General features: G+C 34.9%; 26 protein-coding genes, 3 pseudogenes and 1 other annotated feature. Of the genes and pseudogenes, 20 read left to right on the top strand and 9 right to left on the bottom strand.

Features of this window, described 5'->3' with window-relative positions; translation table 11 throughout:
* Positions 1-471: 471 nt before the first annotated feature.
* The gene (locus BAU27_RS21560) at positions 472-771 is read right to left on the bottom strand and encodes a hypothetical protein (RefSeq protein ID WP_071771875.1); all 300 of its coding nucleotides are present in this window, start codon (positions 769-771) and stop codon (positions 472-474) included.
* Positions 772-930: 159 nt separating this feature from the next.
* Positions 931-1,138 (top strand) — a binding site (T-box leader).
* A gap of 5 nt (positions 1,139-1,143) precedes the next feature.
* Here BAU27_RS21560 and BAU27_RS21555 point away from each other — a divergent pair.
* The 6 genes from BAU27_RS21555 to BAU27_RS21530 all read left to right on the top strand — a co-directional run bounded on the left by BAU27_RS21555 (position 1,144) and on the right by BAU27_RS21530 (position 6,181).
* Entirely contained in the window at positions 1,144-2,187 is a 1,044-nt protein-coding gene (locus BAU27_RS21555) for a tryptophan--tRNA ligase (RefSeq protein WP_139254672.1), read from the top strand.
* A 222-nt stretch (positions 2,188-2,409) separates the two neighbouring features.
* Positions 2,410-2,973, top strand: coding sequence for a maltose O-acetyltransferase (locus BAU27_RS21550; protein ID WP_071771873.1), 564 nt, complete (start codon positions 2,410-2,412; stop codon positions 2,971-2,973).
* 56 nt (positions 2,974-3,029) lie between these two features.
* Positions 3,030-4,223 carry an MFS transporter gene (locus BAU27_RS21545; protein WP_071771872.1) on the top strand — a complete coding sequence of 398 codons (1,194 nt, stop codon included), beginning with the start codon at positions 3,030-3,032 and terminating at the stop codon, positions 4,221-4,223.
* A gap of 122 nt (positions 4,224-4,345) precedes the next feature.
* The gene (locus BAU27_RS21540) at positions 4,346-5,386 is read left to right on the top strand and encodes an ROK family transcriptional regulator (protein ID WP_071771871.1); all 1,041 of its coding nucleotides are present in this window, start codon (positions 4,346-4,348) and stop codon (positions 5,384-5,386) included.
* Between the two features lie 61 nt (positions 5,387-5,447).
* On the top strand, positions 5,448-5,828 hold the full coding sequence (locus BAU27_RS21535) for a VOC family protein (protein ID WP_071744127.1): 381 nt from the start codon (positions 5,448-5,450) through the stop codon (positions 5,826-5,828).
* Positions 5,829-5,926: 98 nt separating this feature from the next.
* Positions 5,927-6,181 carry a YbeF family protein gene (locus BAU27_RS21530; RefSeq protein ID WP_071744128.1) on the top strand — a complete coding sequence of 85 codons (255 nt, stop codon included), beginning with the start codon at positions 5,927-5,929 and terminating at the stop codon, positions 6,179-6,181.
* 109 nt (positions 6,182-6,290) lie between these two features.
* Here BAU27_RS21530 and BAU27_RS21525 read toward each other — a convergent pair whose 3' ends face one another.
* On the bottom strand, positions 6,291-6,740 hold the full coding sequence (locus BAU27_RS21525) for an NUDIX hydrolase (protein ID WP_071771870.1): 450 nt from the start codon (positions 6,738-6,740) through the stop codon (positions 6,291-6,293).
* A gap of 17 nt (positions 6,741-6,757) precedes the next feature.
* A complete protein-coding gene (locus tag BAU27_RS21520; protein WP_071744130.1) occupies positions 6,758-7,597 on the bottom strand; it encodes a DUF2785 domain-containing protein in 840 nt (279 codons plus the stop codon).
* Between the two features lie 123 nt (positions 7,598-7,720).
* On the opposite strand from BAU27_RS21520, the pseudogene BAU27_RS21515 reads away from it, so the two are divergent.
* The 5 genes and pseudogenes from BAU27_RS21515 (at position 7,721) to BAU27_RS21495 (ending at position 12,241) form a co-directional block, all read left to right on the top strand.
* Positions 7,721-8,446 (top strand): annotated as a pseudogene (locus BAU27_RS21515) (GNAT family N-acetyltransferase).
* A gap of 49 nt (positions 8,447-8,495) precedes the next feature.
* On the top strand, positions 8,496-9,335 hold the full coding sequence (locus tag BAU27_RS21510; RefSeq protein ID WP_071771869.1) for a hypothetical protein: 840 nt from the start codon (positions 8,496-8,498) through the stop codon (positions 9,333-9,335).
* Between the two features lie 89 nt (positions 9,336-9,424).
* The gene (locus BAU27_RS21505) at positions 9,425-10,447 is read left to right on the top strand and encodes a tyrosine-protein phosphatase (protein ID WP_071771868.1); all 1,023 of its coding nucleotides are present in this window, start codon (positions 9,425-9,427) and stop codon (positions 10,445-10,447) included.
* 90 nt (positions 10,448-10,537) lie between these two features.
* Positions 10,538-11,482 (top strand): phosphotransferase family protein, encoded by a 945-nt coding sequence (locus BAU27_RS21500; RefSeq protein ID WP_071771867.1) that lies wholly within the window; start codon positions 10,538-10,540, stop codon positions 11,480-11,482.
* A gap of 48 nt (positions 11,483-11,530) precedes the next feature.
* Complete coding sequence (locus BAU27_RS21495; RefSeq protein ID WP_071771866.1) at positions 11,531-12,241, top strand: YjjG family noncanonical pyrimidine nucleotidase; 711 nt, start codon at positions 11,531-11,533, stop codon at positions 12,239-12,241.
* Positions 12,242-12,335: 94 nt separating this feature from the next.
* Here the strand turns inward: BAU27_RS21495 and BAU27_RS21490 are convergent, their stop codons facing one another.
* Both BAU27_RS21490 and BAU27_RS31930 read right to left on the bottom strand, forming a co-directional pair.
* Positions 12,336-12,536, bottom strand: a complete 201-nt coding sequence (locus BAU27_RS21490; protein WP_071744136.1) for a helix-turn-helix transcriptional regulator — start codon at positions 12,534-12,536, stop codon at positions 12,336-12,338.
* A pseudogene (locus tag BAU27_RS31930) lies at positions 12,524-12,882 on the bottom strand (DUF3796 domain-containing protein). Before BAU27_RS31930 ends, BAU27_RS21490 begins: the two are co-directional and overlap by 13 nt.
* 179 nt (positions 12,883-13,061) lie before the next feature.
* Between BAU27_RS31930 and BAU27_RS21475 the strand changes: the two are divergent.
* The 6 genes from BAU27_RS21475 to BAU27_RS21455 all read left to right on the top strand — a co-directional run bounded on the left by BAU27_RS21475 (position 13,062) and on the right by BAU27_RS21455 (position 17,545).
* The gene (locus BAU27_RS21475; protein WP_000955218.1) at positions 13,062-13,256 is read left to right on the top strand and encodes a hypothetical protein; all 195 of its coding nucleotides are present in this window, start codon (positions 13,062-13,064) and stop codon (positions 13,254-13,256) included.
* An 88-nt stretch (positions 13,257-13,344) separates the two neighbouring features.
* Complete coding sequence (locus BAU27_RS21470) at positions 13,345-14,070, top strand: ABC transporter ATP-binding protein (RefSeq protein WP_071744137.1); 726 nt, start codon at positions 13,345-13,347, stop codon at positions 14,068-14,070.
* Positions 14,063-15,721: a putative ABC transporter permease subunit gene (locus BAU27_RS21465; RefSeq protein WP_071771864.1), complete on the top strand. Its 1,659-nt coding sequence runs from the start codon at positions 14,063-14,065 to the stop codon at positions 15,719-15,721. The genes BAU27_RS21470 and BAU27_RS21465 overlap by 8 nt, the downstream gene beginning before the upstream one ends.
* A 56-nt stretch (positions 15,722-15,777) precedes the next feature.
* Positions 15,778-16,536, top strand: coding sequence for an SDR family oxidoreductase (locus BAU27_RS21460; RefSeq protein ID WP_071771863.1), 759 nt, complete (start codon positions 15,778-15,780; stop codon positions 16,534-16,536).
* Positions 16,537-16,647: 111 nt separating this feature from the next.
* Positions 16,648-16,770: a hypothetical protein gene (locus tag BAU27_RS33245; RefSeq protein ID WP_083596109.1), complete on the top strand. Its 123-nt coding sequence runs from the start codon at positions 16,648-16,650 to the stop codon at positions 16,768-16,770.
* Between the two features lie 103 nt (positions 16,771-16,873).
* Positions 16,874-17,545: a hypothetical protein gene (locus tag BAU27_RS21455; protein ID WP_071744139.1), complete on the top strand. Its 672-nt coding sequence runs from the start codon at positions 16,874-16,876 to the stop codon at positions 17,543-17,545.
* Between the two features lie 84 nt (positions 17,546-17,629).
* Here BAU27_RS21455 and BAU27_RS21450 read toward each other — a convergent pair whose 3' ends face one another.
* Positions 17,630-18,592, bottom strand: a complete 963-nt coding sequence (locus tag BAU27_RS21450) for a hypothetical protein (RefSeq protein ID WP_071771862.1) — start codon at positions 18,590-18,592, stop codon at positions 17,630-17,632.
* Between the two features lie 238 nt (positions 18,593-18,830).
* Between BAU27_RS21450 and BAU27_RS33410 the strand changes: the two are divergent.
* Positions 18,831-19,045: pseudogene (locus BAU27_RS33410) on the top strand (DUF3947 family protein).
* A gap of 118 nt (positions 19,046-19,163) precedes the next feature.
* Here the strand turns inward: BAU27_RS33410 and BAU27_RS21440 are convergent.
* Entirely contained in the window at positions 19,164-20,837 is a 1,674-nt protein-coding gene (locus tag BAU27_RS21440; protein ID WP_071771861.1) for an alkaline phosphatase, read from the bottom strand.
* A 267-nt stretch (positions 20,838-21,104) separates the two neighbouring features.
* On the opposite strand from BAU27_RS21440, the gene BAU27_RS21435 reads away from it, so the two are divergent.
* Together BAU27_RS21435 and BAU27_RS21430 are read left to right on the top strand one after the other, a co-directional pair.
* Entirely contained in the window at positions 21,105-22,157 is a 1,053-nt protein-coding gene (locus BAU27_RS21435) for a pyruvate kinase (RefSeq protein WP_071771860.1), read from the top strand.
* A gap of 168 nt (positions 22,158-22,325) precedes the next feature.
* On the top strand, positions 22,326-22,601 hold the full coding sequence (locus BAU27_RS21430; RefSeq protein WP_071744143.1) for a DUF1292 domain-containing protein: 276 nt from the start codon (positions 22,326-22,328) through the stop codon (positions 22,599-22,601).
* Positions 22,602-22,685: 84 nt separating this feature from the next.
* On the opposite strand, the gene BAU27_RS21425 is transcribed toward BAU27_RS21430, so the two are convergent.
* The gene (locus tag BAU27_RS21425) at positions 22,686-22,994 is read right to left on the bottom strand and encodes a hypothetical protein (RefSeq protein WP_071771859.1); all 309 of its coding nucleotides are present in this window, start codon (positions 22,992-22,994) and stop codon (positions 22,686-22,688) included.
* Positions 22,995-23,307: 313 nt separating this feature from the next.
* Entirely contained in the window at positions 23,308-24,585 is a 1,278-nt protein-coding gene (locus BAU27_RS21420; protein WP_071771858.1) for a histidine--tRNA ligase, read from the bottom strand.
* Between the last annotated feature and the right edge of the window lie 165 nt (positions 24,586-24,750).

Below are 24,750 nucleotides of genomic sequence, written 5' to 3'. Positions count from 1 at the left end.
CCACCCATACCCATTCCAGGAAAACCGCCCATACCTGTTCCAGGGAAGCCACCCATACCCATTCCAGGAAAACCTATAATACGGTGAGAATCTAATGTCATGTTTCCACCTACTTTTTATAAATATTTCATACTCCTTTACATGCTATGCTTAAAGAAAATAAAGGAGCTTATTCTCATTTGAAATTAGGCAAACTAACTACTGATAAGTGGGGTTATGTGAACTTCGTATGTATAGGATATAGATAAAAGGACTTTCAATCTTCGAATAAGAATTTAATAATTTATACAATGAATTGATAAACTGGGCAATCTGTTCATGTTAGAGTTTGTTATCATCAATTCTTTTAAACGAAAGATATAGTATTATCATTTCGAGAAGATTCTTTTATCTCCAGTTTTGGTAGCGATAAGGACTTTTGGGGAGGAGAAATCTATTACTCTTGTTTAGTTTATAGTAAACAAATTAGTCTCATGCGTAGGCTTTTAGTTCAACAATAGGTAGATTACTTTCCTTTAGTTTGTAATTAAATATTATATCGTCCATGCGAAAATTCACATCAACTTCAAGAGAAATGAGAGTACCCCCGATTTCTACTTGCTTTCCGTTCTCAGTCTCAAAAGTGAGCGCACCGTCAAATATTGCTATATACTCATCGCAGGTGTATAAATATATAGCAATAGGTGTGAAATGTATAATTACCCCTAAAGTATCATCGTTAGTCTGAATATTTCTCTTAAACTTATCGATTTTTTTAGTACACCAACCCATAACTTCACCCCGTTTTTCTATTGTAAAGAAATTCTGTATATATTGATTATATATGGTATGGAATAAATTGGTGATGGTTATTGTTAAAATTCCAAATATAGAAAACCAGAAAATTCAGTTTTATGAGAAGGGAAAATGTGATAAACTGTAAAAAATAACTAAAAAGCAATGAAAGAGAAGAGTACATATTCAAAACTTTTCAGAGAGCTGATATGTGGTGGGAATCAGTATGGGATGGATATGGAATGGGCTCTGGAGCTTCTCACTGAAATGAGTAGGTAAAGACGGTTACTTCACGTTATCGAAGTATGAAGTGAGCTAATGATAGCTAATTAAGGTGGTACCGCGGGAGTCTCTCGTCCTTTTTATAGGATGAGGGGCTCTTTTTATTTTTATTTTGAGGAAGGAGGAGTTAGTGTGAGTGAAAAAATAATGTTAACAGGAATTAAGCCAACAGGTTATCCGCATTTAGGAAATTATATTGGTGCAATTAAACCAGCATTACAAATGTCAAAAAATAATGAAGGAAAAGCATTATTTTTTATAGCTGACTATCATGCGTTAAATGCTGTGCATGATCCGGCGAAGTTCAATAGTTATACGAAAGAGGTAGCAGCAACTTGGTTATCGCTTGGACTTAGTGAAGACGTTATTTTTTATCGCCAAACAGAAATACCGGAGATTTTGGAATTAACGTGGATACTATCTTGCCTAACTCCGAAAGGACTTATGAACCGCGCTCACGCGTACAAAGCGAAGGTAGAGCATAATAAAGAAGCAGGATTAGAGATCGATGCAGGTGTGAATATGGGGTTATACACATATCCTATTTTAATGGCGGCTGACATATTATTATTTCAAGCTACTCATGTACCTGTCGGAAAGGATCAAATTCAGCATATTGAAATCGCTCGTGACATTGCGACGTATTTTAATCATACATTTGGCATAACATTTACGCTTCCAGAGTATGTAATACAAGAAGAGGGTGCTATTTTACCTGGTCTTGATGGAAGAAAAATGAGTAAAAGTTATGGGAATGTTATCCCGTTATTTGCAGAGCAAGAAAAACTGCGGAAATTAATATTTAAAATAAAAACAGATTCTTCACTTCCAAATGAACCGAAAGAGCTAGAAACGTTATTTACAATTTATAAAGAATTTGCGACAGAAGATGAAATTCAGTCGATGAGTGAAAAGTATGGAACCGGCATTGGATGGGGCGATGTGAAAAAAGAACTATTCCGTGTTGTTGACCGTGAATTAGCAGGTCCTCGGGAAAAATACGAAATGTATATGAATGAGCCGCATTTATTATATGAAGCGTTAGAGAGAGGTGCTGAGAGGGCACGAGCTATCGCGAAGGTAAATTTAGCGGAAATTAAAAAACGGATTGGATTTGAGAGGGGACGCTGAGCGTTCCCTTGTTTTTTCTATATAAGATTTAATGATTTATTCGTCATATTGTTACGTAAAGTAAGGGGTTTTATATTTTCTTTCGAAACTTATTAGTTGCATATATTAAAAAATATGCTAATATAGGGTTACTTATTAAACACGTTTAATAAGTATAATTAAAGTCACTTATTAAAGTTGTTTAATAAGTGTAATTCATTCTATAACGAAGGAGATGATTCTATGAAAACGGAAAAAGAAAAGATGTTGGCGGGAGAAATGTATATTGCGGATGACGAAGAATTAGTGGCTGATAGGGTGGAGACAAAACGTTTGACACGTCTTTATAACGAGGCTATGGAGACAGGAGATGAACAACGTTTTACTTTATTAAATCAGCTTTTAGGTTCTTCAGCTGACGGAAACCCCCACATTAATCCTGATTTTCGTTGTGATTACGGCTACAATATCCATGTTGGAAAGAGCTTTTTCGCAAATTTTAATTGTGTGATTTTGGATGTTTGTGAAGTACGAATCGGTGATAATTGTATGTTTGCACCTGGTGTTCACATTTATACTGCTACGCATCCGTTGCATCCGGTAGAGCGGAACTCTGGAAAAGAATATGGGAAGCCTGTAAAGATTGGTAACAATGTTTGGGTTGGCGGGGGAGCCATTATTAACCCTGGTATTTCAATTGGAGACAATGTTGTAATTGCTTCAGGAGCAGTTGTGACAAAAGATGTACCTAATAATGTAGTAGTTGGTGGTAATCCAGCTAAAGTTATTAAAACGATAGAAGAATAAAAGGCGTTTTCATTAGTGTGTAAATTATCGTATAGACAATTTGAAAGGTGTTTCATATGGAGAAATATAGTGCGGACAATCATACAAAGACATTACTTGCCTCCCGAAACGTTCTTTTTCTCTTATTTGCTTTGCCAGGTGTCGCGTTTGCTACATGGATTTCGAGAACGGCAGCGGTGCGAGAGATTTTAGGAGTGTCAAATGCAGAAATGGGCTGGATTTTGTTCGGACTATCAGTCGGTTCAATAATTGGTTTACTGAGTGCAAGTCGCTTCATTGACTGTAAGGGAGCTAGAGACGTTATTATAGGCAGTATGTTTTTTATGATTGTTGGATTGCTTTGTTTAGGTATTAATATTTATCTTGTTTCTAGTATGGGGGTTTTTGGTAGCTTGCTAGTATTTGGGGTAGGATATGGATTAGCAGAAGTCGCATTAAATGTAGAAGGTTCTTCCATTGAGCGGAAATTAGGAACAACACTTCTACCGAAATTTCACGGTTTTTTTAGCGTAGGAACTTTAGTAGGCGCGCTTAGTGGTTCTGTCGCGGCTTCGCTTCACATCCCAATTCTGTATCAGTTTCTTGCAATTTCGATCGTATTTGTATTACTTGTATGTATGTTGTATCGTTTTCTTCCGCATGGAACAGGAAAGAAGGAGAAATCGCGGAACAAACAGCGAGCAAAGCATACTTCCTTACGTATGGAAAAAAAGGTGCTTTTACTTGGTCTTTTTGTACTTGGAATGGCATTTGCAGAAGGGAGTGCTAATGATTGGCTACCTATCGTGATGGTAGACGGACATCAGCAAAGTGTAGTGACAGGTTCTATTATGTACACTATTTTTGTATTGGCAATGACGTTAGCTCGTATGTGTAGTAGTTATTTTCTTGATCGATTCGGTCGTGTCGCTGTTATGCGTGCTACTATTATGATGGCAATTATAGGAATGACAATTGTCATATTTGGGAGTGACTCATATTTTCTAGCACTTGGTGTAGTACTGTGGGGGATTGGTGCCGCGCTAGGTTTCCCGATTGGGCTTTCTGCTGCTGGAGATGGCGGCGAAAATGCGACTTCTAATGTTGCTACAGTTTCTATAATCGGTTTTACAGCGTTTTTAGTCGGACCACTATTTTTAGGGATACTTGGAGAAGCATTTGGAATACGTAATGCTTTGCTAGCTGTTTTATTATTTGTTATCTTGTCTGGAATTGTATCGTCTGTTACGAGAGAGAATACATCGAGTTAAATACGGAGTGCCGCTAGTAGAAATATATCATCTCTATTGCTTTAGAAAATGATGTATGATATATTGTCAACGCAACTTATTAAAAGTGTTTAATAAGTATGTTGATTAAGGTGGTGAGCAATTTGAGTGAACAATTTGTTACTCAAAAATCGATTAAAGAGACAATCCTTCGCGGCATTCGTACAGCTCTTCTAGAGCGAGGTAGTGCAACGAAAGTTGAACTTAGTAATACATTAGAAATTAGTTTTCCAACGATAAGTAAATTTATAGAAAAAATGAAACAAGACGGTGAAGTAACTTTAGCCGGTTTAGATGATTCAAGTGGCGGAAGAAGAGCAAAACGATATGAATATAATCCAGAATATATGTTAGGTTTAGCGATATTTTTAGAGAGAAATGAGACGAACTATACAATTTTTAACTGTTTAGGGGAAGTAAAAGAACAAGGGAGTACTTCAAGTGCATTAATTGATACGGGCCTAAGTGTATTAACAGAACATATAGAAAGTCTTATAGCTACGTTTCCAAAAATAAGTTCTATATCAATTGGTGTTCCTGGTGCGGTCGATAATGGGCGTATTTTCTATATTCCTGGATATGAAAAGTTCCAAAATTTTAATTTGAAAAGTCATTTGGAGGAACTGTTTTCTATACCAGTAGTAATAGAAAACGATATGAATGCTGCTGTGCTCGGCTATCATAAAAACACAGGAAGTAATGACAATTCATCTCTTGTATATTTGTATTCAGGTCAAAATGGGCCAGGTGCGGGGATTATGGTAAATGGAGATGTTGTACGCGGAAGTACATTTTTCTCAGGAGAGATATCTTTCGTCCCGCAGTACGATAATAAAAATTTCTTGCAAGCTTTGAGAAGTGGAGACGAAGTTGAAAATTCTAATAATCCAGAGGAATATAATATAGATGCTATTACCCGATTAATAGCTACATGTATAGCTATTATTAACCCTCATGGATTCATCTTCTGTGATGATGAAGTGAACCAATTCGTAATAGATCAAATTGTAAAAAGTTGTCCGCAGTATATCCCGGCAGAACATATTCCGAAAATAACAGTGAGTAATTGGAAAGAAGATTATTTATATGGATTAAAAAGTCTTGGACTTGATCTTATGATTACGAGAACAAATAAAGAAAATTAAATGTGCTGGCAATGAAGCATCCAATTGTCAGTTGAATAACATAAAAGAAAAGGTGTCGATTATGAAAATTGAACATATAGCAATTTGGGTGAATGATTTAGAAGGAATGCGTGATTTCTATAAACAGTACTTTAATGGTGAAGAAAATAGCTTATATCACAATCCGAAAAAGCAGTTTGAATCTTATTTTATAACTTTTGAAGGTGGTGCGCGTCTAGAACTTATGAAGCAGGTAGGGATAGATGATGCATTACAAACACAAACAATAGGATATGCACATATTGCTTTTTCTGTAGGTAGTAAAGAAAAAGTGAACGAATTAACTAATACATTAAGAGAAGCAGGATACCCTGTATTAAACGGCCCGCGTACTACAGGGGATGGTTACTACGAAAGTGTAGTAAGTGATCCTGAAGGAAATCAGATTGAGATAACAATCTAACATTTTATTTACTAATAACGAATAAAAATATAAAACTTTGTTGTTCCCCAAAATGTTTACGAGAAACCTATTATTTCTTCAGAAAGGGGGACATAACATTGAGTGAGTCAATTTTTATTTTCTGTATATATCCATTGCTTATTTGTATTATATCAATAGCTGTGACATATAAAGTAGGTACATTTTATATGATGCCAATGGTAACATTTCTTATTTTTCTTATGTTAAATATTACATTATACGATCCATCATTTTTCTTTTGGGTGGGCATGTATACTATTTTTTCATTTATTACTTCTTATATAACACTCTTATTTGCAAAGGAATATAAAGCTGTAGAAAGAGAGCGTTAATATCATTTTGGGGAAATTGGAATTTATGGTGAACGGTAACAACCTCATTTCACGTTATAATGACGGGAGATGAGGTTGTTTTATTTCTATATAAAATATGTAATGTTTTTTAATAGGAGTGTTGGAACTCTTTAATAATCCGCTCAATGACTGGATGAAGATTAATAGGCAGCTTATCAAGCGAAAAGAAGCGCAGTTCTTTCGATTCCGTTTGATCGCATACAAGCTCGCCGTGGAATTCTCGGCAAATATAAACAACGAGTACACCATGTACTTGATCACCGTTTGGATAGGTTTGAAAGAAATCAGGTCCTGAGTATGTACGGAAAAGTTCTGGATTTTTGATAATAAGTCCAGTTTCTTCAAATACTTCTCGTTTTAACGCGTCTTCTAACGTTTCGTTATATTCTAAGGCGCCGCCAATAATGCCCCAACGCTTAAAATCTGTACGGAGCTGCAATAATATTTCATTTTTCTCATTTAATATAATGGCGTGTGATCCGATTAAAATGAGTGGATGATTTCCTACTAGATTTCTCATGTCTTCAATATACCCCATATTTCTTCTCCTTATATTTAATAATAATTAGGCAGTTCTTTTAACATTTTTTCTGTTTTACGTGCTGTAAATGCTAAGTTATGATCATCTTTTGTTCTAAAAAATAATGTGCGTAAAAAGAGTTTAATGTTTGCGCATAAAATACAATACTCATTAAGGGAAAGGCGTTTTCTAATTTGAGGAAGCCTTTTTATTTTTTTATAAATAATTGAAATTAACTCATCTTGCGGAAAGTCATGATATAGCATCGATAGTAACGGCGTAACAATGCGTTCATCTTCGTTATTATGAAATAGATCCGATGGAATGAACATTTTATTTAATAAACAATGAATTAATTCTTCGTACCACTCAAAGGTCGTATAGGAATTATGAACAATTTCAGTGAAGGCATCAGATACGTGTGCAAGACAATGAGCCCATCCTTTATTTTCAATATAGCCTCGAAAATCCATTTCTAAGTTTGTGTATGTAATGAGTTTGTTTTTTATTTCTTCGATATCCTCCTCTGTAAAAAAGTAGTGCGAGTTAGCGAATTGGAGTATTAACGCGATTAACGAAACAGTGTAAGAACGTGTGAAAACCCCATCTGTATGTGGGGAGTGAATGTCACAATATAAATACTCATCACTTAAACAAGTTTGTAAAAGTAATTTTAGTTGATCATCCATAAGAAATTCGTGATGAATAAAATGGGAAAAACATTTATAGATAAGTTGGTAACGAACGTAACTATCAGTCGTTCCGACATACTGAAGCATGTTCAACGTTAACTCATTAATATCTATATGTTGCAGTTGCGTATAGTCATTTTGTTGTATAAGCTCTAGCTGTTGTTGCAGCGCTGTAATATCCAATGGAGAACCTCCTCCGCACTTTAAAGATGCGATGTTTTCTAGTATTCTATATATTCAAGGACAATCCTGCTCATGCAAGGAGAACAAGTAGAAATTCGGGTATGACATAGATGAGGGAAGTATATGATGACTATAGAACAGTTAGAAAAACATTTTAAAATAAGAAGAAATGCTTCTTCTGTCATGATAAAAGAAAATAATGCAGAGATTTTTACAGAAGAGCAATTAGAAGAGATGATGCAATATTGCGTTGCTGAAGCTGAAAAAGATGGATTAGAAAAACTACATTTTGAAATCTCTTCAAAAAGCCCAAATTATGATGTGTATAAAAAATGTTTCGAAACGTATTCATTTGAATATATTACTGAAAACATGATCGTATTTAAGGATATATATGAAGTAGAAGCTGTAGAAAGTGAAATTGATTTTAAGCTTATTGAAGAAGTAGGAGAAGATACTTTTTATTCTCTTTGGAACGAAATGACGGAAGAACAAGTCACTTATGATTAATTTGTAAATATGATGCTACAAGAAATTGGTGGGCAATGGAAAGAACATTGTTTAACAGCGAGTATCGATGAAGAAGAGCCAATAGGAATTGTAATCCCGCATATTGAAAGAGGTACGTTAGAAGAAGGAAAACTTATGTATTTCGCAGTCGCTCCAAATATGCGAAATAAAGGGTATGAAGCAGCATTCTTTACAGGGGCAATGTTTGTCTTAAAGGAAATAGGCGCATCTTATTATATTGGTGAGACAAATGTGCAAAACGAGTGGATGAAGGATGTCTTTGAAAAGAACGGATGTCAGCAACTGAGCTCTACTGAGCGATATGTGAGAATATTTTAGAAGGATGGATGGCTTACTCTCTCGAACTCATTTAGCGGGAGGGTTATATATGCTGGAAAAACAATTCCATTCTTTTGTTTTACTGTATCCAGAGATCTTGTTAGAAGGTTGGAACATCGAAAAATTTTCAGAGCGTTATGAGGGTGAAAAGTGGGAAACATTTTGGTTTCAAGTTGTTACGCCAACTAGTATGTTTCGGGTAAAAGAGTTTTTCCTCGATATAATGGAGCCGGTATTTCCAGATAGTTGTATTTCTCAAGCAAAAGGAGCTTGTTTTCAATATAAAGGGCTTGTGTATTGGAAAGGTGTAAATTATAAGGGAAAAGAAAGTTACGTTACATCTAAATGGAAAACGCAAATTGAAATTTCTATTGATCGTGGGTATGTAAACCAAGATGAAATGGAAAGATTTCTATTTGGGTTACAGCCGGTAAATATGGAGTTTGCGAAAACGATATTACATACACCATTTCACTTATTAAGCTTTCAAGCGAAGAGAGGTGAAATGGGTGAGATAGGAAGATGTCGTGAGTGGAATGCTCCAGATGACGTAATCTATTCGAAATTGCCAATTCATGAAAAGTTAAGTTGGAAGCTCGAATCGGTCGGATTAGGAAATGACGAAACGCAGTATGTATACTGGGATGAAGATAGTAAACTATATGCACTTTGGGTTTGTAGGTATAAAAACAAAGCGTACTATCCTGTTTCTTCATGGACAACGAATTATAGCGTTAAACAGATGATAAACGGGTTAGAGTTTTATTCGCACCCAGATCGGGGAACAGTTGTATATGAAGATTTAGATGATGAGCAAATCGCATATGTATTTCGAGGGACTCCGTGTACAAATTTTGAACAAGTAAAAGAACTTTTTGCCTGTTTGTAAGATAAAAAGAAAAATGAGAACGACAAAGTAGATATTCCTATAATACAATAGAGTAAGATTCGATTATAAGAGAAAGCGTTGGTGAAAGAATGGAGCAGCAAAGAAATTGGCTACAAGCAACTGTAGAAAGAAACGAAGATAATACGTTACAAATAAAGTGGGAAAATAATATAGAAGAAGTTCGTATTTATTGGAGTACTTCACCAGATCATATTGAAGAAACTGGAGAATTACTTGCAACGGTAAATGGAGAATCATCATATACAATTGAAAACTTAAGCGGAAATGAGCGTCCATATTTTAGACTAGTAGGTAGTAATGGACAAGCAGTAACAGTAGCTGAGCGTAGACTGCCATTACAAGGCGCGTTTAACTTCCGTGATATGGGCGGATATGAAACGACAGAAGGCCGTAAAGTAAAATGGGGCAAGTTGTACCGCTCTGAAGAATTAGCAGGATTAACAGAGTGGGATATCGAGTATTTACAAAAGTCTGGCTTAAAATTAATTTGTGATTATCGTACAGATTTTGAAGTGAAACATAAGCCAAATCCAGGTATTACAGGCGCTCGTCAAATATGCTTACCAGTTATGCAAGAATTAGCGAAAGATTTAAATATAAATGAGTTTTTCCAAGTTGGTGATTTATCAGTATTAGGCAAACCAGGCGAATACCTTGTGAAAATGAATCAAGATTTTGTAAATGGTAATGAGGCGTTTGTGAGCTTCTTAAAACTAGCTCGAAATCCAGAAAACTTACCGTTAGTAAACCACTGTACAGCTGGAAAAGACCGTACTGGATTTGGTTCTGCATTATTATTACTTCTATTAGGTGTATCAGAAGAAACAGTCATGGAAGACTATTTATTAAGTAACGGCTTCCGTGAAAAGTTAAATGAAAAAATGATGGCCTTTTTAGGTGCGAAATTACAAAACGATGAAAGTAGAGCAATATTAGGTGCGATGTTTGAAGCTCGTGCTGAATATTTACAAGCTGCGATTGATGAAATTAAAAAGCAATACGGATCAGTTGAAGCATACGCTGAAAAAGCTCTTGGCTTTACGAAAGAGTCGTTAGAGGAAATGAAAGTGTTATTGTTAGAGGATAAATAAGAAGTCAGGAGGCTAATTGGATTAGCCTCCTTTTACTATTGTTGCTATAATTTTGCTTATGAGGATTGTTGTGCACCGGGGATAAAATGGATGAAAAGAACTTACGAATCGGGGGATAAAATGATTCATACACGTTTAAAAGCAGAGGGGTTAAGAGGAAAGCTAGCAACAATACTAAGTCAAGATTATAAGGAACTAGCTGTTCAGAATTTAAAGGTGATTGGAACGGGAGTGCAAAATATTGTTTTTCGCGGAGATTCAGAAAAGGGAGCTTTAGCTTTTCGAGTGCCGTGGGGAAGAGAAGTAGAAAATATAAATGAGGATTTATTTAATAGCCGGATTTCATTGCAAAAGGAAACAGAGCTTTCTAAGTTTTGTTATTCAAAAGGTATTCCAGTGCCAAAGATACATGAATTGCATCTTTCTGCCGAACTTGATTTTTTAATATCGGATTATGTATCTACTGATCATATGCCAATTTCTGCATTTAAAATAGGGAAGTTAGTTAGTGAGCTTCATAGTATACCAATCGATGGTTTACAATATGAGCAGAACATTAGAGAGCCGATTAGTAAGTATATAGCGGAACGCATTGTGAAAAGAGTGGAAGGGTTTAATACAATTACAGATTGTGGGATTAAACTTCCGGATGTACAAACAATTAAACATATTCTTAGTAGGGCTGATCATATAAAGAGTTTATTGCATATGGACATTCGACCAGCAAACTTAATTGGATATAATGGAGAAGTTAAAGCGATAGTTGATTGGGATAACGCTCTAATTGGTCATCCATTATTGGAGCTTATGAGAATAGCTGAAACGAATGAGGTTAATTGGGAAGAATTTAAAGAGGGATATAAGAATGATAGTATCTTTAACGCTACCCCGCATATTGTTAGTTTATTTTATAGGTTAGATACAGCGGTCATGCTTGCAAACTTATTTATAGCACATTTGAAAATAGAAGATAAAGGTGTATTCTATAAAGAGCGAGTCAAAGCACTTTATAATGAAATATATATAAGCTTATAATTAAGCTATGAGAATGAAGTTTTTAAATTAGGAATTGAGGAGAACATCATGAAATACAAAGTAATACTATTCGACGTAGACGATACATTATTAGATTTCCCTGAAACGGAAAGGAACGCATTACATAACGCGTTTGTACAGTTCGGCATGCCTACAGGATATGATGATTATCTTGCAAGTTATAAAGAGATTAGTAATGGATTATGGAGAGATTTAGAAAATAAAATGATTACGCTAAGTGAATTAGCGGTAGACCGATTTAGACAATTATTTGCACTTCATAATATAGAAGTAGATGCACAGCAATTTAGTGATGTATACCTTGAAAACTTAGGGAAAGAAGTACATCTTATAGAAGGTGCAGTGCAATTATGTGAGAACCTTCAAGATTGCAAGTTAGGTATTATTACGAATGGATATACTAAGGTGCAACAATCAAGAATTGGAAATTCGCCTGTATGTAACTTCTTTGATCATATTATTATTTCAGAAGAGGTTGGCCATCAAAAACCAGCACGTGAGATTTTTGATTATGCATTTGAAAAGTTTGGAATTACTGATAAATCCAGTGTATTAATGGTTGGAGATTCGCTAACTTCTGATATGAAAGGCGGAGAAGATTACGGTATTGATACTTGTTGGTATAATCCGAGTCTGAAAGAAAACAAGACAAGTGTTAAACCGACATATGAAGTGGAGGGTTTGCTGCAAATTTTAGGGATTGTAGATATTGCGGAAAAAAGTGTAGTCTGTTCCTAATCTGAATGAAATTGTATCGACGTTTCGACAAGAGATATCGTTTTAACGACATGTTATGACAAAAAAGCCCTTTATTATAAGGGCTTTTTTTACATTAATCCTCAAAAATAAAAATCTCATCAATCGTACTATGAAGTACCTTCGCAATATCATGAGCAAGCTGCAAGGAAGGGTTGTATTTCCCTTTTTCGAGATGGCTAATCGTTTCACGGCGTACACCAACACTTTTCGCTAAATCTTCTTGTGTCATATTCAATTTGGCGCGGTATTCTTTTATCTTCGTTACGAACGCCATGGTGCATCTTCCATTTCATCAACAGGTTTATCGTAAAAGAACATAGAGAACCCGAACGTAAGAATAAGTGTGCCGAAAATAAGAGCGATATCAATCTCTTGTAGCGCCGGGTTTGGAAATAACATTTCAATAAACATAATGATAGCGGTAGTTAGTAATGTAACGATAAATGCATTGCGCACGATTTATTGACGATTTGTTCAAACAGTTCATCGTGTTGAACCGTTCTATATGTTGTGAAAAAGGAGAAGAAACAGAACATAGTAAACAATCCTTTTTCATAAAAAAAGCCGAGGAAACCGAAGAAACCGAGAAATCCTAAATATTTTATCCAAGTTGTTTTCACGATAGATTCTCCTTTCGATGTTAGAAATAAATCACGTTATGTTATAAATATATCACATATGGATATGAATGGTAATAATAGTTTTCCGATTCTTTTCATAATAATAGTAAAAGGACTAAATATACTGCGAAATAAAGAGGATAATATTGTAAAATGGTTGTGAGGAGGGGGAGGAAGGAATGTTAACTGGGATAATGATCGTTATATTACTTGTAGTGATTACTGTAATTGCAACGGTGTTAATTGGGCGAAATGGTGATGCGAATTATAGTAAAGCGACGAAAGGGAATATTAAACGGCTTACGATGATTTATATTATACTAGCCGTTGTTTTAATCGTTGGATTAGGAGTGTACATTTATTTTAAAGGTTAAATAAACTGAAAAATGTAAAAATCTAAAAATAGAATTATGCTATAATATTAATATAGTTAATTGGTAATTAAGGAAAGGATTGGATGTAATGATTGAAATTACGAATGTGTCAAAAAGTTATAATGGGTCTACCTATGCAGTAAAAGATTTAAGTTTATCTGTGCCTAGCGGAGAAATCTTTGGATTTTTAGGACCGAATGGTGCTGGTAAATCAACGACAATTAAGATGATTACTGGTATTCATGGGGTGGACAAAGGGACCATTACGATCAATGGCAAAGATATTATGAAAGAGCCGATGGAAGCGAAAAAGACGTTTGGATATGTTCCGGATAGTCCAGATATGTTTTTGCGATTGAAAGGAATTGAATATTTAAACTTTATGGCAGATATGTATGAAGTGCCGAAAGAACAAAGGCAAGAGCGAATAGAGTCGTTAGCGAAGAAGTTTGATCTTTATAATGCTTTATCTGATCAAATTCAAAGTTACTCGCACGGTATGAGACAAAAAATCGTTATTATTGGTGTGCTCGTGCACGAGCCAGATGTATGGATTTTAGATGAACCGTTAACAGGTCTTGATCCGAAATCTGCATATATTTTGAAAGAAATGATGAGAGAACATGCAGATAAAGGGAAGATTGTATTTTTCTCTACACACGTATTAGAAGTTGCGGAAAAAATATGTGACCGTGTTGCTATTATTAATAAGGGAAATCTTCAGTTTAAAGGAAATTTAAATGAAATGAGAGATCATTTTAAATCCAATGAATCACTTGAAAAAATGTTCTTGGAGATGACGGGTAATGAGTAAAATTTGGATGTTAACGAAGGTATTATTGAAATTAAATTATGCAGATTTTATAACTGATAAGAAGAAACGATGGGCATATTTATTCTCCTTTGCAGCTATTTTATTTGTGGGCTTTTTAATATTTGGTTCTATAACACACGCGATGTATGAGGGGATGAAACATTTAGGGCAAGACCCAGGAATGATTATCGCAATGGGACTTGCGATTGCGAGTATATGGGTATTTTTAATGAGTATAACGAACATTTTAACCGTATTTTATTACAGTAATGACATTGAAATGTTACTGCCGTTACCATTAAAACCAGCGCAAATTATCTCGGCAAAATTTTTAACGGTATTAATTACACAATACGTAATGAGTTCATTCATTTTATTACCAATCTTTATTACGTACGGTTTGAAAAGTGGCGCATTTATTACATATTACATATACATGATTTTTATTTACTTACTCTTCCCGATTGTGCCGTTAGTATTAGCTTCGTTATTGATGACAGTTATTATGAGGTATACAAATATAGCGAAAAATAAAGATCGAGGCAATATATTTATTGGAATCGTAAGTATACTATTTATTGTAGGAATTAATGTATTTTTGCAGTGGAGAAATAAAAGTTCGTTTTCTGAAGATGCAATTACGAATTACCTTGCGAACAACGAATCTTCTCTTTTAGTACAAATGACAAATTATTTTCCAACTACATATTTTGGAGCAGTGGCATTGGTAGAAAATGCGAATTGGAAGGGTCCTTTATACGTAATGATCTTTGCAGTTATTTCATTTGTATTTTTTGTGTTGTTTTATTATATTTCAGAGCGTACATATTTAAAAGGGGTTATTGGACTTTCAACGAGTACAGCAAAGAAACAAGCTATTACGTCGGAAGGTTTACAGAAATCAACGGTACAAAGTTCACATTTAAAAGCATATGTGAAAAAAGAATTTAATACGTTATTCCGTACACCGCAATTTTTCTTAAATTGCATTGTGCAAACTTTCGTTATGCCGATTATGCTGTTCTTTGTTTTATTCGTACAAGATGGAAATTTAAAGTGGATTACAGGATACATTAATAATCCAGAATCAGCAGGTTTCGCGATTGGTGTTGGCCTTTGTGCATCCTTATTTTTAATGGGGAGTAACGTTATTGCAACAACGTCATTTTCACGAGATGGAAGCTCTTGGTTTGTGAATCGTTACTTACCAGTAAAAGCTTCGGATATCTTTTTTGCGAAAGCAATCACCGCTTGGTTAATTAATGTAATCATTTTAGCAGTATTCGGTATTACGATGGCAGTTGTAGCGGGAGTTTCACCAGTCTTTATGATACTTTGGTACTTGCTAAGTGCGAACGGGTTATTGTTAATTAATTTAATCGGTACACGCTGGGATGCACAAACTGCAGATATACATTGGGATACCGAACAGAAATTATTTAAAAGTCGATATACAACTTTATGGAATTTTTTAGCTAATATTTTAATAGCTTTAGTTATTGTAGCGGGAGTAAGTGTATTATACTTCTTCCTTCAAGTAGGACTGTGGGTTATGTTTATTGTTTTATTTATAATGTTTACGATTGTAAATTATATCTTTATTAAAATTTTAAAAATAGGTGCAGAACGCATATTGTCAAATATTAATTAAGAAGGTAGATCCTCTGTATTCGTGCAGGGGATTTATCCATAGATGGAGGAGAAAAGGTGAAGAAAATAGCAATTGTAACAGGGGCAACTCGTCTGAATGGAATTGGTGCAGCTGTATGCAAGGTGCTTGCTCAAAAGGGGATAGACATTTTTTTCACGTACTGGTCTCAGTATGATAAAGCGATGCCATGGGGAATAAATGATCAAGAGCCCTTTTTGTTGAAAAAGGAGATTGAAAGTTACGGTGTTCGATGTGAAATGGCAGAGATCAACTTATCGCAGTCTTATTCGCCTAATCGTGTATTGTATATGGTATCAGAACGTTTAGGTGAGCCATCTATTCTTATTAATAATGCGGCGTATTCTACTCATACGAAAATTGAAGAGTTAGATGTAGAACAGTTAGATAAACATTACACGGTCAATGTTCGTGCTACTATGTTATTAAGTTCATTATTTATTAAACATTTTTCACTTAAAACGAGTGGTAGTATTATAAATCTTACTTCTGGGCAATCATTGGGACCAATGCCAGATGAATTGGCATACGCAGCAACAAAGGGAGCAATAGAAGCATTTACAAAGTCAGTTGCACCAGTTGCTATGGAGAAGGGGATTATAGTTAATGCTGTTGATCCAGGACCAACGAATACAGGATGGATTACAGAGGAATTAAAGCATCATTTAGTATGGAAATTCCCGCAAGGTAGGGTTGGAGAACCAGTGGATGCTGCCCGTTTAATTTCCTTTTTAGTAAGTGAAGAAGCGAAGTGGATTACTGGGCAAGTCATTCATTCGAACGGAGGTTATTCATAATAATATTATGTTAACATGTGTTGAGAAACAAAAATATTATAAAATATTTTTGTTTTTTTATAAATAAAATGTCAAGAAAGATAAAAATTTGATAGGAGAGCATATCGTCATATGAAGATAGTAATTCTTGATGTGACAATATACTCTTTTTCTTTTACTACAGAGCAGAAAAATGAAGTAGAAGAAACTCGAATATTCAAATCGGCTTATCAGTTTTTGTACGTATTATTATGAAGATTACTGTCGGAAAGATGGTAATTCATGTAAAAAGGGATTTTTTAAGGGGAAATCGAATCGTAAAGGGGAGGATAAATTACGTAAACATAGGGGGATTTATATGAAAATGAAAAAGGTCGCTATCGCATCGATAACAATTGGTACAATGCTTACTATGGCAGCTTGTAGCCCTTCGGCAGATAAAGAGACAGAAAAGAAGGAGCAAGTAACTGCACAAAATGATGGAGAAGCAAAAACGACAAGTACAGACGAAACGTCAAAAACAACGAAAGATAATGAAAAAGAAACAAATACTTCTTCAAATGAAAAAACAGATAAGGATGCAAAAAATACAAAAGAATCATCAGGAACAGAAAGTAACGGTAAAACATCAACTCAAAACGAGAATGTGAAAACAAAAGAAAAAGAAACGACAGGAAAAACGAATGATCAAACTACTAGTGGGAACACAACGAAAGATCCGAAGAAAAGTGTTGCTGTGAAAACAAGTGTAAAAGAAGTTGTTGCGTTAGTTGACAGCTTAGACAAGCAATTAGCTGCGAATCCTAAATTAGAAACAGTAAATAAACTTGGAAAACAAATTAATGAGAAGTGGGATGTAATTGAAAAAGATATAGAGGCATCACATCCAACTGAATACAAAACAATTGAACAAAGTTTGTATCCATTAATTATAAGAGCGGAAAAAGAAAAGATAGATGTTAATAAAATGAAGTCATTAACGACGAAAACGAAAAAGGATTTAAATCAGTTATTGACTAAGCTTTCATAGTTTCAAACAAGCCTACTCGTATGAGTAGGCCTTCTTAGTTTGTTGAGGTAGTATGCGAGGCTGGCCATAGCTAGTCTGACTCTATTAATGTTCATTTTTAATTACGATGCGAAATGAACCGAATGCTTGTTGGCCCATATAATTATTTTTGCTGACTTTATAAGGAAATGGAAAAGCAACTAATTGGAAATTACTTTCTTGTTCCACTATAGGTAATGTGAAATTAAAAATTTGTCTCGTTTCAGGAGCGACCGTAGTATAAGCAACTTTTTGGTTATTTAATAGTTCAACTTGCTCCCAATCTTTAAAGGCCACGATTGCATAACTCATTTCTTCTGTCGTTTCATTTCCGCTAGATATAGTTAGCTCTTTACCTTCATTCTCAGAGAGCACCGCTTGTAGTTTTTCCTCATTTCTAGTAACAAATAATGATTCATAAAGATCATCTTTTAAAACAGTTTTCGGCTGTACAAGAGTAAGCTGTATTTTCTCATTATCTTTATGATGAGTATTAATCGAATATCGCATACTTAGAACCTCTTCTAATATAGCGGCTTTATTTAGGTTACTATCTTTTAATTTATATTCAGGTTTTTTAATTATTAAAAAGGTTAATTCCCTAGCAGTAGGAGAAATTTGTAAATGGATTTTAGTAGTGAGCGAACTGTTGGGCTTTATATCGAAAGAATAGTGGGATACCGCATTTGGAGCGTAGTCTATTTTAAAAGACTTTTGTTCGTAATCTTCTAAAACAATCAATCCATATTTTCGGTCTTCATTAATATTATGTACAAATGATAACGATACGTTGATCTTATTATTCTCACTAATAATTTCACTTCCATTGTCGATATGTTGACCTTGATCATCCTTTAAGCCGTAAGAAACGGTGTTAGTTTGCGGCTCTCTCTGTTTTTCTTTTTTCATCTTTTCTTTAGAAGGTGCGTGAGATAAATTCGGGCTTTGTATGATTGAAGTATTGAACAAAATATAAATTATAAGTATCGAAACTAGTAAAATACCGATAATAAGATATATCTTTTTCATAAATAACACCTCTTACATTCGAGAGTTTAAACCCAATTAAAACAATATATGAAAATTCCAAAAATCTCAATGATTTGTCTTGAAATTAACTTTTATTTTACATTTGATTCATCTTATTGAATAGAAAGAAATTTAGGGATTGCAAGATGATAAGTCTCAGGAATTGTCCACTTTAATTCAATATTCATAGTATGAAACATGAAGACAAAAATATATGCAGAGGTGAGGTGAATAAAGAATGCTTTGCAATTATTTTTACAATGAAACGCAAATGCGCCCTTTAGGAGGACAGGGGCCAGCGCAAAGTATAATTCTAGCTTGTTTATCAGGCTATACAAGTACAACATATGCAACGTAGTTATTATTCATTATAATCGTATTATGTGATGTGGATTATACAAGGATGGAATTTATTTTCGATCGTTACCATATGAAACTGTATATGTTTTATAGTGAACAATGCCAAAACAGAAATAGCTCTTTGATGGAGAGAGGCTACAAAAACATAAATTTCATACTTAATAAAAATTTGAAAAAGAAAAAAAGATTGCCTCTTAAGAGGCAATCTTTTTTAGAGAGTGTGTCTTAAAAATAGTTGAATTGCTTTTTCAGGTATATAGAATTTCCCGTTGCTCTTTACAACGATGCCTCCTAATTCATAATCTTTCCCACCAATATAGATAATGTTTTTATTAACAAACAATTTGGCCTCCGTATTATTGCGTTTTACTACAAGCACAGGATTAAGTGCATCTTGCTTGTCAATCGTTACATTTGCACCAATTTGTTTAAAGGATGTTTCAGCATCTAAGAATAATTTCTTAGTTATTTCTTCTAATTGAAAGCCCATTGCTTTAGCCATTATTTTCGCAATGTCTGTATTTTGGACTAAACCGTATGGCTTTTGAGGACCGTAAGAGTATAAGAATACATCTTCACCTGTATGCCCACCAGTTGTAAAACCGATGTTCGCACGGTTGGCCAATAATTTAGTAAGAATTGGACCTACATCAGTTTTCTTATTTGCAGTTTTTAACTTTTCTCTTTCATCATTAGTTAGGTTGTCTAAACCATAAAGTGCAGCTACTTCTTTTATATTAGATAAATCATCTTTTAGTTTATTTGTAGCACCTTCAAGTGTCATTTTCGCCTTTTTCAGTGGGGCAATGTAAGCTGATACTGGTGTAGTATCATATCCTTTTGTTGTATTACTGTTACCAATGGAAATACCGCTATTACCATGATCCGCTAAAGCAATAACCATAGTGTTACCATCTTTCTTCGCAAATTCTAATGCTTCTGTAACTGCATCATCAAACGCCAATACATCGCTAATCATCCCGATTGGGTCATTTGCATGTGCTGCCCAATCTGCCTTACTGCCTTCAACGAATAAGAAGAAACCATCTTTATCTTTTGATAATGTTTGAATGGCTTTGCTTGTCATCTGGGAAAGAGTTGGCTGCTTAGGATTGGTTATTCTACGATCCATATCGAACGCAAGGGCAGTATTAGAGAAAGAACCCCAGATTTTATTTGATTTAGAGTTTAATAACGCATCTTTTGTTTCGACAAAGTCGTAGCCTCTGTCTCGAATGACTTTTACTAAATCTTCGTTGTCTTTACGAATTCCATTGCTTGTCGTCGGCTGAAGCGCTGCCTTTCCACCACCTAAAACAACTTCTATATTTTGATAAACTTGCTGTTCACCAAGCACTTCGAAATTTTTACGGTTAACGTGGTGGGCAGAGAAACTAGCAGGAGTAGCATGCTGAATTTCTGAGGTAGCAATGATTCCTGTCGCACGGCCGGAACGTTTTGCGCCTTCTAAGACGTTGGCAACTGGACGAAACTTGCATTCTTCTTTCACTGGTTCTAAGCCAGGTGAATTCACAACAGAAGGTAATACGCCCACGTAACCTGAATTTGATTTGTTTCCTGTCGCTAAAGCTGTGGCTGCCGGTGCAGAGTCCGTAATAGCTGATTCTGCGGAATACGTACGAACACCTCCGGATACAATTTGATCTAGTGCAAGAGGTGAACCTTTATACCACCGAGCCAATGTTGTAGCAGAAGAACTTGTCCCATCTATAACCATGAAAATTACATTTTTAGGTTGCTTTTCTGCTTTTTTCACCACAGCTTTTACCTCGTTATCGTTCATCATGATTCCTGCTGCTAATGTACCTATAGCTATCGTTCCTGCTAAAGTTAGTCCTATTATCTTTTTACGAAGATTAGTCATTGTGGTTCCTCCATAGGTTGTTTTCGATATCTCAATCTACCGTTCGTATGTAAACAAAATTTATTATTAGTAGTACCCTATTACCACGAAACTAACAATAATAATTGAGTCAAAATACTGCGCACAAAAAGTTAAATTCAAGCTATTTCTTCAGCAAAATATTTTCTTCATATAAAACCTCTTTGCATCCTTAGTTACACAGTCTTTCCTATAAAAAGAATCTTCTCTTTATTTTATGGGAAACATTAGAAAAAGGATGGTGGGAACATGACAATTGATCGAGTTTGTACAATTGGGCCAGCGAGTAATAATGAAGAAACATTAACGCAGTTAATAAACAATGGTATGAAAATTGTTCGGTTAAATTTATCACATGGCACGCATGAAAGTCATAAAACAATCATGCGTTTAGTAAAATCGTTAGATGATTCTATTAAAATTCTAGGGGATGTACAAGGTCCTAAAATAAGATTGGGTGAAATGAAAGAGGAACAAATTACACTTGAAGCAGGGGAGTTATTTACTTTACATACCAATCCAGTACAAGGGAGTAAAGAAGAAGCAAGTGTTGATTATGTAGGGATTGTGAATGACGTGAAAGTTGGAAGTAGAATTCTTATTAATGATGGAGAAGTTGAACTAATTGTTGAAAAGGTAAGTGCGGACAAAATAGAAACGAGGATAAAAACAGGTGGAAATATTGCCTCTCATAAGGGGGTAAACTTACCAGGTACAATAGTTAGTTTACCAGCTATTACAGAAAAAGATAAAAAAGATATTCAGTTTCTTTTAGAAGAGAATGTTGATTTTATTGCGTGTTCTTTCGTTCGAAAACCTAGTCATATAAAGGAAATACGAAGTTTTATACATGAACATAAAGAAACATCTCCTAATTTAATTGCAAAAATAGAAACGATGGAAGCGATCGAGAATTTTCAAGACATATGCAAAGAAGCGGATGGCATTATGATCGCAAGGGGAGATTTAGGTGTGGAATTACCGTATCAATTTATTCCGCTTTTGCAAAAAATGATGATTCGTGAGTGCAATCGAACGAATACATATGTCATTACAGCGACACAAATGCTTCAATCTATGGTAGATCATTCTATTCCTACAAGAGCTGAGGTGACGGATGTATTTCAAGCTGTACTGGACGGGACGAATGCTGTTATGCTTTCTGCTGAAAGTGCGTCAGGGGAGCATCCAATCGAAAGTGTGAAAACGTTACGTCTCGTTTCGGAATTCGCTGAGCATGTGAAAAAAGATGGGCCTTTTGCGATGAAAGATGTACTGGAATTGCTGCATAAGTCTCTTTAGTATGAAAATATATATTTATCGATTATAGTATTAATTGGATACTTATGCTAAACCAGCGAAAATTTGTTGTTCTTTCTGTATGAATTTAACTTTTTTATGGAAAGATATGTTAGTAAGTATACGATTTGAACGTTCTATTTTTTAGAGTGTGATAGGAGGAGAATGAATATGTCAGATATTGAAGTAGGCGAAGTTTTTAGCCTTAGCGACGAGAATAATGAAGAACAAGAAGTTGAAGTACTTGGAGCGATGGATGTCGAAGGAGCAGAATATATTGCGGTTGCCTTTGTTGAAGATATTCAAACAGAAACTGAGGAAGACATTGATATCTTCTTTTTAAAAGTAGAAGAAGATAGTGAATTCTCATACATTGAGAGTGACGAAGTATTTGAAAAAGTATCTGCTGCGTTTGAGAAGATTTTGGACGAGCAAGAACAAGAATAGTTTGACACAAGAGGGAGATGTATATCTGCCCTCTTTTTTGTATATGATTGAAAAATTTTTCTCGAACTTCTGTTTTTCAATCTACTATGAATCATACACTTCTTTTGTGTTCGCGGAAGCCGCATCTAATAAAAGGAAAATCGCTGCTATAATATGCAGAACGATTGCTATATAAGGAAAGAAGGCAACTAGAATAGTTAGGATACCTATATAATTAGAATAGGTTTTCGTGCCTTCCTTTTTAGCCAATAAAATTGTAATGATATGTAAAGTAATTACTATAAGTAGCGGTATCCCGTATAAGTCAACTATTCCTGGAAGTAGATAATAAGGAATTAATAAAAGGTGGGATATACCTGTAGTCCACTTCAATGCTTTTACGACTGTCTTCAAAGTTAATTCCTCCTAAATAATATGTACGTATGAATACGTTACCAAATATAGTGGTGAATGGATATTTTTTTGTATTCACATTTCGGGAAAACAGATAATTATATTATGTTAACTGATTAGTTCTTTATCCCGCTATTTGTGGGCAGTAAAACTCCCACCTCAAAATTCGGCTAGAGCAAAGAAGTTAGGTGGAAGCCCTGCTGCCCGTAAACGCCCGATTGGTGAAGGCTAATAATCAGTGGAGGACGCCCCCCACTGATTATAGTTTCACTTTTATGCACAAGAAAAACCACCCAAATGAGGATGGTTCGTATTATAAATAATTAGGTAAGGAAGAAAGGGGAACCTTTACTTCACTACCTTCCTTCATATTTCGCAGCATAGCTGTTTCTGTAGATAGTTCCTCTTCACCAATGATAAGCACATACGGGATATTTTCTTTATTGGCATAATTAAGGGCACGTTTCAATTTACGTCCGGCTAGTTCAAGTTCGATTTTTAAGGAAGTAGTAGAACGTAATTGTTGGGCGATTTGTAAGCATTGTAATTCTGTCCCGAGTGGGATGATAAAAAGATCTGCTGTAGATGCTATTGTTTCTTGTTTTTGAAGCGCGGTATAAATAACATCTAATCCGAATGAAATACCGACTGTTGGATAGTTCATATTATCACCACGGAATGCACCAATAATATTATCGTATCGACCACCGCTACCGATGCTGGATGTAATGCTAGCGTCTTTTAGAAAGATTTCATACACGGTACCTGTATACATCGTGAGTCCTCTTGCTAAAAACGGATTGAATATCGTATTTTCATTTATTCCGAGGGCGATTAAATATTGCTGTAATTGTTGTAATTCGTTTATTCCATCGGTAACGAGTGGATTATTAAATGCTTCTTCAAATTCAGTAAGCTTAAACTTCATACAAGATAAAACGGTATTACATACTGACTCTACTGTTTGCGTAGTAATTCCTCGCGCTAATAAATCTTTCCTTACACCATCAATTCCAATCTTTTCAATTTTGTCTAATGATAAAATTACGTCACTCGTTAATTCGGCAGGAATGTTCATAGACTGGAGAATCCCATTTAATAATTTTCGGTTATTATATTGAATCGTTACTTTTAAGTTTAACGTTCGGAACAGTTCAAATGCCATGCTCATGAGTTCAACTTCGGCCATGACTGATTCTACACCAACTATATCAACATCGCATTGTATGAACTCACGAAATCTCCCTTGTTTAATCGGACCATCTCGAAATACTTTCCCAATTTCATAACGTTTAAAAGGGAGGCGAATATTTGGATTCATCGCCACGACTTTTGCGAATGGAATTGTTAAATCGTAACGTAAAGCAAGCTCGCGTTTTCCTTGATCTTGCAGTGTATATATTTCCTTTAAAATTTCATCACCACCGCCGTACTTGTATGACATAAGTTCATACATATTTAACGTTGGTGTCTCTAACGGTTTACAGCCATAACGTTCAAACGTATCTTCACAGGCTCTTTTAATTTTATTTCGCAGCGCTTGTTCCTCTGGTAAATAGTCTTTTGTTCCTTTTACATTTTTCATTTCCACCCAAATCACTCCTTTTTTAAATTAAAAAAAGCTATGCAGGTATAAAAATACCCACATAGCTTTATGAACGCTTCGTGGGTCAACAGGAAAAGCCCTGTACCCACGAAGAAAAATTTTTCTTCGGATACACGGCGTTACGTATGATGATGAAGTTGGAAAGAAGTA

Source organism: Bacillus sp. NH11B, assembly GCF_001884205.1.
Classification (GTDB): Bacteria; Bacillota; Bacilli; order Bacillales; family Bacillaceae_G; genus Bacillus_A; species Bacillus_A proteolyticus.
The sequence above is the reverse complement of the archived record's forward strand: the minus strand, read 5'-3'. Positions and strand labels throughout refer to the sequence as shown.